Origin of the sequence: Christensenella tenuis (assembly GCF_014287795.1) — a bacterium.
Lineage (GTDB): Bacteria > Bacillota > Clostridia > Christensenellales > Christensenellaceae > Christensenella > Christensenella tenuis.
Window position 1 is genome coordinate 33,375 of record NZ_JACOON010000001.1, and the last position, 14,475, is coordinate 47,849.

At 45.3% G+C, this 14,475-nt stretch carries 13 protein-coding genes; 10 read left to right on the plus strand and 3 right to left on the minus strand.

Annotated features, from left to right (window positions below):
- Positions 1-18: 18 nt before the first annotated feature.
- Together fliW (H8S18_RS00195) and csrA are read left to right on the plus strand one after the other, a co-directional pair.
- A complete protein-coding gene (gene fliW / locus H8S18_RS00195; RefSeq protein ID WP_186856312.1) occupies positions 19-510 on the plus strand; it encodes a flagellar assembly protein FliW in 492 nt (163 codons plus the stop codon).
- Complete coding sequence (csrA, locus tag H8S18_RS00200; protein WP_186856313.1) at positions 482-730, plus strand: carbon storage regulator CsrA; 249 nt, start codon at positions 482-484, stop codon at positions 728-730. The genes fliW (H8S18_RS00195) and csrA overlap by 29 nt, the downstream gene beginning before the upstream one ends.
- Positions 731-844: 114 nt before the next feature.
- On the opposite strand, the gene fliD is transcribed toward csrA, so the two are convergent.
- On the minus strand, positions 845-1,552 hold the full coding sequence (fliD, locus tag H8S18_RS00205; RefSeq protein WP_186856314.1) for a flagellar filament capping protein FliD: 708 nt from the start codon (positions 1,550-1,552) through the stop codon (positions 845-847).
- Between the two features lie 196 nt (positions 1,553-1,748).
- On the opposite strand from fliD, the gene H8S18_RS00210 reads away from it, so the two are divergent.
- The 7 genes from H8S18_RS00210 to fliW (H8S18_RS00245) all read left to right on the plus strand — a co-directional run bounded on the left by H8S18_RS00210 (position 1,749) and on the right by fliW (H8S18_RS00245) (position 11,609).
- Positions 1,749-3,467, plus strand: a complete 1,719-nt coding sequence (locus H8S18_RS00210) for an EAL domain-containing protein (RefSeq protein ID WP_186856315.1) — start codon at positions 1,749-1,751, stop codon at positions 3,465-3,467.
- 35 nt (positions 3,468-3,502) lie between these two features.
- Positions 3,503-4,789 carry an HD-GYP domain-containing protein gene (locus H8S18_RS00215; protein WP_186856316.1) on the plus strand — a complete coding sequence of 429 codons (1,287 nt, stop codon included), beginning with the start codon at positions 3,503-3,505 and terminating at the stop codon, positions 4,787-4,789.
- A 35-nt stretch (positions 4,790-4,824) separates the two neighbouring features.
- The gene (locus tag H8S18_RS00220; RefSeq protein WP_186856317.1) at positions 4,825-5,226 is read left to right on the plus strand and encodes a bacteriohemerythrin; all 402 of its coding nucleotides are present in this window, start codon (positions 4,825-4,827) and stop codon (positions 5,224-5,226) included.
- Positions 5,227-5,615: 389 nt separating this feature from the next.
- Complete coding sequence (locus H8S18_RS00225; RefSeq protein WP_186856318.1) at positions 5,616-7,637, plus strand: methyl-accepting chemotaxis protein; 2,022 nt, start codon at positions 5,616-5,618, stop codon at positions 7,635-7,637.
- Positions 7,638-7,644: 7 nt separating this feature from the next.
- Positions 7,645-8,106, plus strand: coding sequence for an FMN-binding protein (locus H8S18_RS00230; protein ID WP_186856319.1), 462 nt, complete (start codon positions 7,645-7,647; stop codon positions 8,104-8,106).
- 814 nt (positions 8,107-8,920) lie between these two features.
- Positions 8,921-10,816 carry a flagellin N-terminal helical domain-containing protein gene (locus H8S18_RS14760; protein ID WP_279288421.1) on the plus strand — a complete coding sequence of 632 codons (1,896 nt, stop codon included), beginning with the start codon at positions 8,921-8,923 and terminating at the stop codon, positions 10,814-10,816.
- Between the two features lie 85 nt (positions 10,817-10,901).
- Entirely contained in the window at positions 10,902-11,609 is a 708-nt protein-coding gene (gene fliW, locus H8S18_RS00245) for a flagellar assembly protein FliW (RefSeq protein ID WP_186856320.1), read from the plus strand.
- 159 nt (positions 11,610-11,768) lie between these two features.
- Here fliW (H8S18_RS00245) and H8S18_RS00250 read toward each other — a convergent pair whose 3' ends face one another.
- Together H8S18_RS00250 and H8S18_RS00255 are read right to left on the minus strand one after the other, a co-directional pair.
- Positions 11,769-13,088 carry an HIRAN domain-containing protein gene (locus H8S18_RS00250; RefSeq protein ID WP_186856321.1) on the minus strand — a complete coding sequence of 440 codons (1,320 nt, stop codon included), beginning with the start codon at positions 13,086-13,088 and terminating at the stop codon, positions 11,769-11,771.
- Positions 13,089-13,640, minus strand: a complete 552-nt coding sequence (locus H8S18_RS00255; protein WP_186856322.1) for a hypothetical protein — start codon at positions 13,638-13,640, stop codon at positions 13,089-13,091.
- A 361-nt stretch (positions 13,641-14,001) separates the two neighbouring features.
- Here H8S18_RS00255 and H8S18_RS00260 point away from each other — a divergent pair, with 361 nt between their 5' ends.
- The gene (locus H8S18_RS00260) at positions 14,002-14,418 is read left to right on the plus strand and encodes an RrF2 family transcriptional regulator (protein WP_186856323.1); all 417 of its coding nucleotides are present in this window, start codon (positions 14,002-14,004) and stop codon (positions 14,416-14,418) included.
- Positions 14,419-14,475 lie beyond the last annotated feature (57 nt).

A 14,475-nucleotide genomic window follows, 5' to 3' on the forward strand; every position in this document is an offset into this window, starting at 1 on the left:
AGTTGAAAGGATTTTAATGTGAAGATTGAATCAACACGCTTTGGCGAAATAGAGATTAACGAGAATAGTATTATTCGTTTTGTCGGTGGTTTGCCTGGATTTGAGGAGTTGGATCGGTATGCAATTATACGCTGCGATCAAACAGAGCCAATACAATGGCTGCAGAGCTTGGACGACAAGGATATTGCCATTCCAATCGTCAATCCATTTATATTAAAGCCAGATTATGAAATTGAAGTGGACGACGATGATTTGGATTTAATCGAGACCCATAAGGAAGAAGATTTAGTGGTACTCAGTATTATGGTGATACCGGAAGATATTACAAAAATGACGGCCAACCTTATGGCTCCGCTGCTAATCAATATCAAAGAAATGGTTGGCGCCCAGATGATGATGGATTATAAAACCCTTCCCATCCGTTTCCCCGCATTTGAAGCATTACAAAAGTATTATCATCAGGAAGAGGGGGTGGATTCCAGTGTTGGTATTGACGAGAAAGGCGAATGAAGCGGTTCTCATCGGGGATGATATTAAAGTGACCGTACTGAGCGTTGATTCTGATCGCATCAAACTGGGGATTGAAGCACCCAAAAGTATGCGGGTGTTCCGGTATGAGACGATAAAAAAAGTAGTTTTGGAAAATCAGGCGGCGGCAAGCGTCAACGTAAACCTGATAGATCTGGCAAATTTAAAAAAGAACGCAAAACAAGACCGAAACGAGAAGTGACACTCTGTTTTGAAAATCACAGCATAAGCAAATGCCAGCTGAAAAAACAGCTGGCATTTGCTTTATTCGCTAGGGTTGGTTTAGCAAAAATGAAATATAGGCCAAATTTTTCATTTACAGCGAAAAATCAAATAAAAACCCGGTTTTGGGCAACAACATATCGATCACGCTGTCTGAAACCTTCATATTGCTGAAATCGGTATAGGTTGCAGCTGGTATCCGCATAGCCTCAGAAGCGTTATTCTGGGTCATTTCCGTAATGCTGCCGTATCCGGTCAGCATTGATTTTACGTTGGCCGGGCTTTTTGCAGCGGCGTCGGCAAGCTTCTGGGCATCAATTGTCATCATCCCATTTTCATCAATTGACATGCCGAGCGCAGATAGGCGGTGGACGGCATATGTACCGTAACCCGCCATGGATAGCTCTGTCATTCGGTTATCTGCTACCAGGTTTAATGCCTTTGAAACACCTTCGCCATCGGCAAGCCCTGATGTCAGGAAAGAGACCGTTTTATTGTACGCCGAAGCAAAATTCTGCGCAGACGCGACTAAGTCTTGCCCAGATGAATAAGACCCTAAACCGTGTGCTGCACTGCTTAACCCACTGGCTGCTGATTTCAGCAGGCGAAGGTTTGAAATGTTTTGACTGGCAAATGCAGTTGTGTTTTTTACGGCATTATTTGTAACGGAGGCAAACGAATTATCCTGCTGCAAGGCAGAAGATGACTTTGAAGCCGCCATATAATTTTTTACGACATTGGAGGCATATAGCCCAACGTTTCCAATACTGCTGAAATCGTATGTTGAAGAAACTCCCATCATAATTGAGGCCCTCCTTAAAGCGTAACTTTAACTACCTTGTATTTAATATCGTCAATATTACTTAAAACTTAAGCGTAAAACATAAATTTTTTATTTTTCAGGCAAGAAGTAACCATGTGGATTGGATTAAACTTTTTTTGAAAATATACGATAAAATAATTTAGGAGTTAAAATTACAAAAGAGTGGTAAGAAAGCATGAACAGGGCAGCCTTTCGAGAATTTGTAACTTCATATTATTTTGACAACAGTGCTTTTTGGGATTCGATTTCATGGGACGACTCCCCAATATATACGTTTTGCGGCGACATACAAAATAATGTTTTTTTGATTTCTGACAATATGCGCCGGGATTTTGGGTTTGAAAGCAGTATTGTATTTGATTGGTTCAGGGAATGGGGAAAGCGGATTTGCGAGAGGGACAGAAGCCACTATTTTCACAGCGTCGATGAAATGATCGCCCTGAAACGCGGGGAATATAACTTTCGCTGTAAGGCAATAGATGCGAGCGGACGTTCCGTATGGCTGCATTATCGTGGAATTATGCGGTGGGATGAAGAGCGGAAAAAGCCTTTATTCTTTTCTGGGAGCGCATCTAATTTAGAATCTGAATCCGAGGTCGATCCAATCAGTGGAGTTTTGCGCTATTCGGTTGCGCTGCGCGATCTAAATTGCCTGTTGAATGAAAAAAAGGCCACATTGATGGTGGGAATCGGCCTGAATTATTATTCGTTTGTAAACGTATCCAATGGCCGTTTTATTGCGGATAGGATGCTTCGTGATATTTTCAGGCAACTGACAGAACGGTTTGGAAGAAATTTTATATTTTACCGAATTGACGGCTTAAGATTTATTGCGTTATGCAGTGAAGATATGATCGCAGAAATTGACATGGATAGGCTTACCAATGAAATCAGGTCTATTGTAAAATCGGTTTACCAATCCAGGAATATCTGGCTCGATTATCCGTGTTCAATTGGTTATATCAAATGCCCGGAAGACGGCAACAGCGCCTTCGAACTGATTGAAGAAATGGTTGGAACGATTAACGAAGCAAAATTATTTCCTGAATTAGACTATATGCTTTTTTCGCGTGACGTCTTGCGCAAGCGTCAAAAAGAAGCGGAGATGCTATTAAAGCTGAATGAGTGCGTGGATCGGAACTTCTGTGATTTTCATATTGTGATCCAGCCGATCGTCGATGCACAAAGCGGCGCTATATCAAAAGGAGAAGCCTTGCTCCGCTGGGTCTATAAAGGGAGGACGGCTGCACCGGATGAATTTATTCCTTTGCTGGAAAAGAGCCGGCTGATTATCCCAACCGGGAAATGGATTTTTGAGCAAGCGGTAAAAGCATGCAAAGTCATTGTGAATTATATTCCCGATTTCAAATTATCTTTTAATGTAAGCTACTTACAAGTGACGGACGAATCCCTCTTCCCCTTCATGCGTGAAACCTTGGAAAAATATGGGGTGTCTGGAAAAAACATGATTATTGAATTGACGGAGACACACTTTGACAGTATGCCGGAAGTCATGCTGCGCTGGCTGGAAAACTGTAAAAGCCTGGGCATGGAGTTTGCATTGGATGATTTTGGAAATGGATATTCATCGCTTAATTTCCTTTTCCAGTATCCTACGGATATTATTAAAATTGATAGAGGGCTTGTACGGGAAATTCAAAAATCCGAAAAAAATTTGCAATTTTTAAAAGCCATTGTCTGTGCGTGCCACCATGCGGGGAAATCTGTATGTATAGAAGGAGTGGAAACGGAACAGGAATTAGCAGTTGTCAGAGACACCCAATGTGATTATATTCAGGGGTACTATTTCTATTCTCCGGAAGAATTGGACGACCTATATGATCTGCTGGCGCATACTGATACAGCAAACAGGCTGGAAACAAGCGGTGTGTGATACCGCTTTTCCAATAGAAGAAAGCAGCGCACCACATGGAAACGATAACATTTCAAAACATCCTAAAGATCATTATTGGTTCTTTGGATAAAATCGATAATAATTTGGTTGGCCACGGCGAGCGTGTTGCCTATGCCGTTTTGCGTTTGTTGGAGTCCAAACGCATGTTCAGCAATGATGAACTTGGAAAAATAGGGCTTATTGTCTTATTGCATGATATTGGGGGCTGGGAAAAAAAGAATATATCCGATTTGCTCAGGATAGAAAATGAAGAGCGCTTTTCCCATGCGCAATACGGCTATGTCTTTATTAAACATTTTACCCCTTTTCCGCAATATGCGCCGATTGTTTTGTACCACCATTCCTCCTGCAGGATGATCGATCACTGCGTTCAGGATCAAGCATTGCGGACGGCAATCAAGCAAATACGGGTTGCGGACGCCGCAGATTTACTCATCCTTTCCCAGCCGGATATCGATAAAAGGGAATTGTCCGCGAAGCTATATAATTTGTGCAAAAGCGGGGAACTTGACGGTGACGCCGTTACCGATTATATGAAGCTATTGGGGCAGGAAGAGACCGTGTTTGCCGCACAAGATGGCCGCCGGGCGGTCCGGCCTTTGTTTTTGGGATATATGGAACATGTGTCAATTTCAGAACACGAGCAGGAACGGCTTTTACAGACGATTGTGAGCTCCATCGATTTCAGGAGCAGATATACCGTATTTCATTGTGCGACAATGATACGGATTTGCGAGTTGCTGGCGGATTTTTGCGGGATAGACCCGGACAATAGGAATACATTGCATTATGGAGCGCTGTTCCATGATCTGGGGAAAATTGCGATTCCCACATATATTCTGGAATCCCGGGGAAAACTTTATGGTGAAGCGTGGGAAATTATGAAGGCCCATGTAAATATAACCAAGGAAATTCTGGAAGGAAATGTAAATGACAAGATCCTGCAAATAGCAATACGCCATCATGAAGCAATGGATGGAAGCGGATATCCCCGCGGTTTAACGGGAAAACAGCTTACGCTGATGCAGCGCATAGTGATTGTTTCCGATGTAATAAGCGCCCTGGCTGGGAAAAGAAGCTATAAAGAGCCTTTTTCACTCAACCGGATCAAACAGATTTTAAATGAAATGAAAACGGGTGGAAAATTATGCCCTTATGTAACGGATATTGCGCTTGAACACTGTGAAAAGATCTATCTTGCGGCAAATGAAGTCGGCCATGCGCAGCAAAAGTTATATCATGATATTCAACAGGAATATGAAAGAATGCGCCAAAATACAAATCAATTGGCAAAAATATAAAAATCAATAAATTTTTTAAAAGGAGAGGTTAAAAAATGGCATACGAAGTAACAAAGGATTTAGAAACAGGAAACACACTAATCGACAGCGAGCACAGGCAGCTCTTTCAGGCGATTAACAATTTGCTGGACGCTTGCTCCCAGGGAAAAGGACGTGCACAAATACAGAGCACGATCCAATTCTTAAATAGTTATGTAGGGAAACATTTTTCCGACGAAGAACGCCTGCAGGTAGAAAGCAAATACCCGGATTACCCAGCGCACAAAAGATTCCACGAAGGATATAAGCAAAAAATGGCGCAAGTAACCAACGAATTGGCAGCAAATGGGGTAAACATTTCTTCTGTTGGGAAGGTAAATGAAGCAGCGGGGATTCTGGTTACGCATATACGCACAGAAGATAAACGGCTGGCACAGCATGTAAAATCCGCTAAATAATTGAATGGCTGGCAGGATTGTAAATACGCAAAAGGGCAAGAAAAGCTTCCCGCAAAAAGTGCGGTGAAAACGGCTGGGGATTTTTATATTCCCAGCCGTTTTTTTGCGCACGCACGCTGTATGGAAGATGCCGCGGCCACACGCCTTGATACCGTTTACTGCCGAATGATATTGGCCGGCCCACATTGATTTTTTAATTCTGGAACTGGCCACCGGTGCTGCATGCTGGCCGGGCAAGGCGTTGTAGCAGGATTCCTCCCGTATCAAATTTGTTTTACTATTTTCCTTTTTATTTTTCAAAAAATAAAAAAACGGCTAAATATTCCAGAAAATATTCCGATAGTAATTAAATGGACCTATAAAAAATGAATCATCCGGAGCGGAAAACAATGGCAAAACACAAGATTTTGAGCAAGGCCAAAAAGCAGGACGGCTGGATATCCCGGACTGCAGATGGGCAAAAAACGAGCATCAGCAAAAAAATCGTTATTCATACCATTATTGTTTTATTGGTGGTATCCATTACCCTGGTGGCGGTTATGTCTTACTTTATGGCGGATTTAACCAATACTATTCTGTTGGATATTTTGCAGCCGACCGCAAAAGTCGCCTCACAAAATATTGAAAGCAACCTGCATATGATGGCTGACAGGATTTTTATGATTGCCGATAATGCAGCGCTCACCAGTGACGAGGCCACCCTTGAGGATAAACAGAGCGTTTTAGATTATGCGCAGTCGGGAATTGAATTCGGATGGCTTGCCCTCTATGACGCAGACGGACGGTTGTATACCGGGAGTGAGAATAGTCCCGCAAACATCACGGGCGAATTTTATACCGATATGAAGGAAACGCAAAACCTGGTGATCAGCGATACGGAGGCCAATGGCGATGAACTTCAGGTTATCATTGGCACGCCAATTACCAAAGGAGACGAGATTGCCTATTACCTCGTTGGAAGCTATAAGTATGATGTGTTGAATGATGTGTTGAGCAATATCAACATCGGTGCGAATGGAACGGCCTTTATTATCAATGAAGCCGGAGAATTTGTTGGACATCAGGATGTGAATATGGTCAAGGAGCAAAAAACAATATTTGATAATTATGGAAACAGTGATGCCATTGACAGCATATTCAATGAGATGATAGTAGGGCAGACTGGTTCGCAGGGAGTCGGCGGATTCTATAATCATCAATATTTCAGTTATTCGCCAGTGCGCGGAACGCACTGGAGCCTGGGTATTACTGCGCCGCAAAGTGATTTTATGGCTGCGACAAACAAGGCAATCCTGACGAGTATTATTTTTACAATTATCCTGTTGGGACTATCGATTCTGCCTACTTTGTGGCTGGCAAGGCGTATTAAGCGGCCCCTTAGCCGCGTAACCGGAAGAATCGACCAACTTTCCGGCGGAGATTTACATTCGCCGGTCGACGTTGAACAGACGGAAGATGAGACGGAAACGTTGTCCCGCGCGCTCAACGATACTGTTGACAGCATCAATGGGTATACGTCTGAACTGTCGCGGGTTCTGGATGAACTTTCAAAAAGCAATCTGGATGTTGTGGTAAACGGGGATTTTTGTGGAGACTTCATCGTTATGAAAGATTCGCTGAACCAGATTGTAGACTTCCTGAATCAAATTATGAAAGCGATTCAAAGCGCGGCCGTCCAGGTTTCCAATACATCGCATCTGGTATCGGAAAATGCACTGAATGTCCGTGAAAGTTCAACCGGCCAGGCCGATTCCCTCAATGAACTCGAACACGAAGCGCAATTGATTTCCGAAAGTATCAACGAAGTAAGCAAGCATACGGATAATGTCAATGAGCTTATGCATAAAGCGATAGAACGGCTGGATATTGCCAAACATAAAATGGATGATATGCTGAATGCAATGGAGGCGATTGGGAACAGCTCGGAGGAAATCACTAAGATCAGCAAATTCCTCGAGGATATTTCCTTCCAGACAAATGTTCTCGCATTAAACGCATCCGTCGAAGCGGCACATGCCGGAGCAGCCGGGGCTGGTTTTGCCGTTGTGGCGACAGAAGTAAGGGATCTTGCGGCCAAAAGCGGCGAATCTTCCCGCAAGACAACCGAGATGATTCGAAAATCGCAGGAAGTCGTGGACGAAGGATCTGGTTTCGCCGTAGAGATGGCAAAATCCATGCAGGATATTTACGAGATCACAAAAGAGATATCGGATATTACGATTCAGTTGGAGAATGCGGTAGCAAGCGAAAAGAAATCGCTTCAGGCCATCACCGGCCAAATTGCTTCCATCAATGGGCTGGCGCAGCAAAACGTATTGTCCAGTGAAGAAAGCGCACAGGCGAGCAAGATGCTTACCGATCAGGCGGACTCGCTCCAAAAGATGGCGAACCGGTTCAGGCTGAGAAAGTGAGGAAGCTATGAGGAAGAGAAGCTATAGAATTATAACGGTTATTTTGGCAGTGATTGTGATAAGCGTGGGAATTGTATGCCTTACCGGCTGCTCACAAAGTTCCAACGCACTGAAAGACGGGTATTATACGGCTGAAATGGCTGAATATAACAATGGATGGAAGGAATACCTGACTGTTTTTGTGCGTGGGGGAAAAATTGTTTCGGCAGAATATAATGCGCGGAATGCGAGCGGGTTCATTAAATCCTGGGATATGGATTATATGCGGCTCATGAATGCAAACATGGGAACCTATCCAAATCAATATACCAGAAATTATGCGAAACAATTTTTGGAAACACAGCAGGCGGATGCGGTTGACGCAATTGCCGGAGCCACTACCTCGTATGGCAGCTTTGGCGATCTGGCACAAGCGGTGATCGACCATGCAAAAGCAGGGAATACGGAAATTGCAATTGTACCGGGCTGAAGCGAAGCGGGCGGCAGGCAATGATATTTTTTTGCTTTGTGCTCCTGCAGCAGGAAGAAAACATATCAGTACAATCCGGTAAAAGAACAAAAACCAACCCGGGCAGCGGAAACGGGTTGGTTTTTTGTATGTAGCTGAAGCGTGAAAATTTTTTGATCATGCCGGAAAAGGAAGTGTCCGCTGTTTTCGCAATGCGTTCTTCCCCCTTAATGGCAGCCGCGATAGAAACAAATAATGAAAAGAGCAATATTACCGTTTTAACGGCGGCGGTACAGGGGGCACAATTTGAGCGCCATCAGGCGCAGGGGGGGCCAGACCTTTATAGAGCCAGTGCAGCAAGCTGCCGGTGATTTATGCCTGACTGCCTGCGGAAAACGGAATTTGTGCCCTAATTGCCGGGCATTTTGCATCCTGGCGGCAACATGTCCTCGCTTGCAGAGATTTATTTTGAAAATTTGTACTCTGGGAAAATGCCCATACTCCCGCGCTTACGGAAAGCGCCGCAGGATTCTTCGGCCCTGCCAAAAGATTTTTATTTTGACGGCAAATTTTACGAAAAATTGCTAAAGTTTTTTTAAGAAACTGCGATATAGGATATAGAGGGAACAAATGTAATGTGACTGTACTTCTTATTTATTTGAAAGTACAGGGCATGAAACGGCGGGGGACGTCACTCGGCGTTTGAAACGGCACATCATTTGTTTCCGCAAAAGGGCTTCCGCATTGACAGCGGCAAAATAAGAGGCCCGATGCCCGGCAGATACCGAATTCTGTCTGCCCGGGTAAATCAAACCGAATACAGGAGGTATTTACGATGAGAATTCAAAACAACATTATGGCAATGAACACACACCGCCAGTACACCATCAACAACGACAACGTATCCAAGAGCGCAGAAAAGCTTTCGTCCGGCTACCGCATCAACCGTGCGGGCGACGACGCGGCAGGCCTTGCCATTTCCGAGAAAATGCGCAGCCAGATCCGCGGCCTGAACATGGCGACGAAGAACTCGCAGGACGCTATTTCGCTGGTGCAGACGGCGGAAGGCGCGCTGCAGGAAACGCACTCCATGCTGCAGAGAATGAACGAGCTTGCGGTACAGGCGGCGACGGGAACGAACGAAGACCTCGACCGTAACGCGCTGGCAAAGGAATTTGACCAGCTGAAGCGCGAAATCAACGACATTGCGGAACAGACGACGTTTAACAACATGAAGGTTCTGGACGGCTCCCTTTCCTATTCGGGTCCGGAGCGCAGCGCAGCGACGGCAGGCATCAACAACACCGTAACGGCGATGGAAGCGGCGGCAGGCGACGCGATAACATCCGAAATCACAACAGCGGGCGTAAAGGGCAGCGCGGCAGTTACTGCTGAAGCTGGAAAACTTGAGTTTGACCTTGCTGGTATGGTGGCAGCTCCCGATGCTGCCGGCACGGATACGATTTCCTTTGACCTTACCCTTGGGGATGGAACAAAAGTGACATTGACGTCACAAGCATTAGCCACCGGTGACACGGCAGATGCTGCGATTGCCGGTAAGTTTGCGAACCAGACGGTTCAGATCGACGGCGAGACTTATACCGCTACAGTAACAGGCACAAAGATTACGCTGACGGCTGGCAATACCGGAGCGACTGATCTTGGAACGGTTACCATGGGAAACGCAACGCTGACAGGCGCGGGTTCTGTTACCACGCAGCCAACCGCCAGCACCGTAACGGTGACGGAAGGTAAAGATGCGGCTGCTGCGGTTACAGCGGTAGCGCAGGTAGAAACGGCGACTGTAGATCCTACTAAGATCAAATATGGCGATACGATTACGATCGGCGATAAGACATATGAGATCACAAAAGACGGCACAGCTTCAGGTGCCGGCAATACGGCTATTACCTGGAAGGGTGACGGCACGGATGATTTAGGCGCCCTGCTGGCAGCGGCGGATGCACCGACGGATCTCGTTATTGCCGCTGGCGCGGACGGAACTTCCTTCACGGTAACGCAGGCTACAGGCAAAGAAGGCGATCCGGCTGTTGACACGAAAGTAACTTTCGCGGCCGGGGACGGCAGCAACGACAAGAACACAATCGAGTTCGACGTTGTGAAAATGAAGGCCGGGGATACAGTTAAATTGACGGTGGACGGCACGGAATACAGCTATGAATTCAAGGAAGGCGACAAGGCTGCCGACATTGCAAAAGGACTCGTAGCTGCTGATGGCACAGCCCTTGGTATTGATGCGAAAGGCAATGCAATTATCATTGAAGGCGCAAAAGTGGAAATTGGCTTTGAAGGTGCAGCGGTAGCGGACGATGCATTCAATGCGATCCGCATCCAGGTAGGCGCTCTCGAGGGTGAGCAGCTTGCGGTATCCATCGATTCGATGAACACGGCGGGCCTGAAACTGGACGATCAGAACCTGAACACGCAGGATAGCGCAGGATCCGCGATCACAGCGGTACGCGACGCGATCAACAAGGTATCCGACCAGAGGGCAACGTTGGGCGCAATGCAGAACAGGCTGGACCACAAGATTGCCAACCTGAAGGTATCTTCGGAGAACCTGAGCGCGGCGGAAAGCCGTATCCGCGACGTAGATATGGCGTCGGAAATGACGACGTTCACAAAGAACAACATCCTGTCGCAGGCGGCGACGGCAATGCTGGCGCAGGCAAACGCACTGCCGCAGAATGTTCTGACACTGCTGAGATAAGTTCTCTCACCTACGGAACTTATTTATGGGGAAAAGCGCGGATTGTCCGCGCTTTTTCCTGTTTTTCATCAATGGAGGTGCAAACATGAACCATCGATCAAAGATACTGGGGACAATAGAATACAGCGCGGGAGAGGTATTTACATTTGAAGACGGGTTGATTGGCTTTCCTGACGATACGCGCTACATATTGCGCAGCGCGGACAGGGAGGAACTGATGTACTGGCTGATCTGCGTGGACGCGGGCGGTCCGGAATTTTTGGCGGTGCGTCCGGAAAAAATTTTGCCCCGTTATAATTTGAAGTCTCTCGTATACGAAAATGAAAAGCTGTCGTTCCTGCGCGCTAGCTTGGGGGAGGAACACCTGTTTTGTATCGTAAGCGTTCCCGAAAACATCCGGCATATTTCCATGAATTTGCGCACACCGCTCTTTCTGAACTCCAGAACGCGTACGGGAATGCAATACGGCCCGCCCGGGCTACAGCGCAAGCCGATACGGTACTTGATCCACCGGGAGCTGACCGGCTGCGGGGCGGAAGAAGAGAGGAGTGGCACTCTGGTCATCCAGCGCAAACTGAATGAAACAGTTTATATAGGGGATGATATTATCATAGAGGTACTTGACTTTGCGCGAGGCAGTGTAAAGCTGGGCGTGAACGCGCCGCGCAAAACGAACGTATTGCGTGGTGAAACGCGCGTCACGCCGCAGGAGGAGAATATCCGCGCGAATGGGACGGCGAACGCCGAACGGCTGCAAGAGGTACTGCGGAGTGTGAAAGCCAGCGGCAGGTGACGGGGAAATACAGTCTTTTGATATCATGGTTTTTGCGCAGCCCTGGGAGTGTTTTGGCTTTCTTTCTTCTTTGGCGGGTTATGGGAACGGTAAGGCCTTGCAGTTGCGTAAAGAAAGCCGCAAATAGAAAAAATATTTTTTGCGGAAAATAGTCAGCCTCTATATTAGTTCGTTCCTGTCAGGCGTTTTCATAAATATTTCGATACATATTTGGACAATATCGGAACCTGGCTCTTTACCGAGCGAATAGATCCGTCCAAAGAGTTCCCTGCCGCAATCCATGATGAAGGATAATAGCGTATTTGCCTGATTGGAGATATAACCGAGCTTTACACCTGACTCATCCTGGACGGAAATAGAGGTTGGGTCTTTTATATGATATGGTTCCCGAACCAATTCTACCCGGTCCCCCGGCAAAAGGGAATCCAGTACCTCGATGCGCTCCTTCAGGGCGATCATCGTTCCGGCAAGCGCCTGGAAATCAATGAAACGGCCGTTTTCCCAATACGGTTCTTTTTTTCTTTGAGAAATACAGGCAAGCTTTAGTTCGTGATATTTCAATTTTGTATTTCTTAAATTCAAGCGGGACGCTACATCGTTTTGATGCTTGAGGCTTTGTTCTTCAAGACGCTTTGCGCGCTCTTTTTCGGCCTTTTCACGCGCCTCCTCTTTCAATAAATATTCCATCTTACTGTCTAAAATCTTAAATAAAATTTTGCGCAGCATGGGTTTTGCGCTTTTCTTGATGTAACCCGATAGAATATCATAGGAATCATGATTGACAGCCGGGGATGGAATTTCTTCAAGGACCGTTTGCAAAATATTTTCCAAAGTCACCGCATTCTCGTGGCCCAAATGAGAGTTTTCTCTCAAAAACGCCATTAATTCCTGAAAAAGCCCATATTCCTGCTTTTCAATGCAGGCAGCCAGTATAAGGGCATGACGCTTGTCTACATACGTAGATTCCCGAAACAGGATTTCTGAAAATTCAGCGTCCGATTTCAAACAGGGCAAAAAATATTCAAAAAAAGACTGCTGCCGGACCAATGTATATAAGGCGCCGCTTATTAGCCTGTACGAATTAGTGGGGGAAGTTAAAGTTGAACGAAAGGTTACCAATAACCATTTCCAAATTTTATACGCATAACCTTCATCCAGCAAAAACAAGTTATAAATGATATCCGGGATTTCCCCATAAGTGCCTTCAAAATTCGCTTTCAAGTCAGGATAATTTGCATATAAAGCCAATGTAAATTGATATTGGCCGTCTGAAGAACGGTATTTGAGTATTTCCTGATTTAAATCTGCGGAAATATCAATCGGCGTGTTGATGTCTGGGCGATAACCATTTCCGTCAAATTCATTTTGGTTAGATGCATCAGGCAGGACAGAGCCTCCCTCTTCCGCTGGCCGGAATGAATTTTCCAGCTCAAGGCCGGGTTTTGCCTTTTGTTTTAATTTTTTAGAAAAGATACCCATTTATTCATTTCCTCTATTTTTCAATATGATGCGGTCGATAAACGTCTCGAAATCGGTATAATTCCCGGAAATAAAGCCGTTTTTTAAAATACGGATGCTGGTGCGGTCCGCAAACCATACCGTGCAGTATAAAGGATCCTCGCTGCGCCTGATAATGGTATCATATTGGTACTTACCGCCATATCTGGGATCCTCGACTTCGATTTGTGTTTCATAAAATTTTACAATACGAATCCATTTCAGTTCATTCAGGGGATTGACTGAAGTAAGTTTGTTTAAATTGCTTTCAGGCCTGCGCTTCGCAAAAAAAATTCTGAAGATGTATACTGCCGTAAGCAGCAGGCCGATTGCCATAAGCCCATATGCTTCGATCAGAAAACAGAAAACAGAAAGAATCCCGGCAGCTGCAAGCCCGATTCCCCGCACTATTTTTCCCGGCCGGTCCCGGTCATGAGGAGAAGCGGGTTCTCCCTGGCCTTGTGCCACTGCGTGATGATAGTTTGGAGTTGTATTTTCAGATACAATATATTGATTTATAAATATGGGTTCCATAATTTTGCATATTCCTGTATAAGCCGTTGTTTTAAATGGTTCCATATTATCTATATCGTTTTGTTTTTGAAAAACTTTAGCCGTGGTGCTTGCTGTGGGCATTTGAAAATCAGAATTTGAATCGCTTAAATTTTGGACATACACTAAAGATTTTGTAATAATACACGATATAAATTTTATAGGTTGTCTTATAGTTCCGTTTCTCTTTGACGGACTTGCGCACGAAAAACATATGAGAATCGATATAGCTGGCTGGTATTGATAGAAATGCCTCCATCGAGAAGGGGATGGATAATTGGCAAAATGTTACTTTGCCGGCATTGTATCAATAATATCTTTCCATAGGGGTGAAATACAAATTATGAATTTTAATATGACAACGGGTTACGCAGTAGGGGTCATGGCGTATATGTCCCAAAGTTATCCCCAGTTGAAAACCGCAAAGGAGATTGCCGAAGAAGTAGGCGTTACCCCGCTTTATCTAATAAAAATTTTGCACCGGCTATTGGATGCAAATTTGCTTTCCTCAGAGCAGGGGCGGTATGGCGGGTACCGTTTATCCAAAGAACCGGAGAAAACCTTTATATATGATATTGTAATTGCAATGGAAAAACGCGTGCAACCTTATGCAAAAGGAAGGCGCGTAAATGAAACTGCCCCCGCTATTACAACCCCATGGTTTGTCGCTTCCGAAAGTTACTTTCGGATATTGGAAAGCAAGTTGCTGATAGAGATGAAAAAAACTACGATTCAGGAATTTTATAACCAATATATGTAACGGAAACGGCAATAGATTCCCATATGAGAACAAATAGCTGATGAATGGAAAAATAGT

Coding starts and splice junctions, on each gene's coding strand:
- H8S18_RS00220 (WP_186856317.1), top strand. CDS start 4,825: ATGGCATACGAAGTAACAAAGGATTTAGAAACAGGAAACACACTAATC.
- H8S18_RS00215 (WP_186856316.1), top strand. CDS start 3,503: ATGGAAACGATAACATTTCAAAACATCCTAAAGATCATTATTGGTTCT.
- H8S18_RS00225 (WP_186856318.1), top strand. CDS start 5,616: ATGGCAAAACACAAGATTTTGAGCAAGGCCAAAAAGCAGGACGGCTGG.
- H8S18_RS00230 (WP_186856319.1), top strand. CDS start 7,645: ATGAGGAAGAGAAGCTATAGAATTATAACGGTTATTTTGGCAGTGATT.
- H8S18_RS00250 (WP_186856321.1), bottom strand. CDS start 13,088: ATGGGTATCTTTTCTAAAAAATTAAAACAAAAGGCAAAACCCGGCCTT.
- fliW (WP_186856320.1), top strand. CDS start 10,902: ATGAACCATCGATCAAAGATACTGGGGACAATAGAATACAGCGCGGGA.
- H8S18_RS00260 (WP_186856323.1), top strand. CDS start 14,002: ATGAATTTTAATATGACAACGGGTTACGCAGTAGGGGTCATGGCGTAT.
- fliD (WP_186856314.1), bottom strand. CDS start 1,552: ATGATGGGAGTTTCTTCAACATACGATTTCAGCAGTATTGGAAACGTT.
- H8S18_RS00210 (WP_186856315.1), top strand. CDS start 1,749: ATGAACAGGGCAGCCTTTCGAGAATTTGTAACTTCATATTATTTTGAC.
- H8S18_RS14760 (WP_279288421.1), top strand. CDS start 8,921: ATGAGAATTCAAAACAACATTATGGCAATGAACACACACCGCCAGTAC.
- H8S18_RS00255 (WP_186856322.1), bottom strand. CDS start 13,640: ATGGAACCCATATTTATAAATCAATATATTGTATCTGAAAATACAACT.